The organism is Vibrio sp. 1249-1 (assembly GCF_033340495.1).
Window position 1 is genome coordinate 1 of record NZ_JAWOWJ010000926.1, and the last position, 569, is coordinate 569.

A 569-nucleotide genomic window follows, 5' to 3' on the forward strand; every position below is an offset into this window, starting at 1 on the left:
TGAAGGTGAAAACCACCACGCCCGCCATCCAGTTTTATTCAGGTAATTTCTTAGCCGGTACGCCAGGTGCAAGTAAAACTTACGAACGCTATGACGGCCTTGCGTTGGAAACGCAGTACTTTCCAGACGGGCCAAACAAACCAGAATGGGGACTCAACAATGGGGTGTTGAGCTCTGGGGATTGCTATCAGCATCAAACTACTTATCAGTTTGAATTTTAGATAGCACTTCTGCCCTTTGAACTTGCAGCGGCAGCGATGCTGCAACTCCAACGACTTTGGGTGTTATGGTGGGCTACATGCCCACCTTTTTTGTTTTTGTCGAAGAGGTTCGAACGATGAGCTCACCCTCTACTTTGCGTTTGTTAGAAAGCAACGGTTGCCCTTCAATCAGTGCCATCAACGATTCGATTGCGAGTTTACCCATGTCTGAGTAGGGCAGTTCAACCGACGTTAATGCTGGGAAGCTTTCAGAGGCGATTTGCTGATTATCGTAACCGACAACGGCAACATCCTGAGGAATCTTCAACCCCAACTCCGCTATCGCTTGGTAGCACCCCATTGCCATAT

General features: G+C 48.3%; 1 protein-coding gene and 1 pseudogene. One reads left to right on the top strand and one right to left on the bottom strand.

What is annotated here, in order from left to right; all coding sequences use genetic code 11:
• Positions 1-221: pseudogene (gene galM, locus R7Z50_RS29720) on the top strand (galactose-1-epimerase); the annotation flags it as partial.
• A gap of 73 nt (positions 222-294) precedes the next feature.
• On the opposite strand, the gene R7Z50_RS29725 reads toward galM, so the two are convergent.
• A partial coding sequence (locus R7Z50_RS29725; RefSeq protein ID WP_318150045.1) for a substrate-binding domain-containing protein occupies positions 295-569 on the bottom strand: 275 nt, incomplete at its 5' end.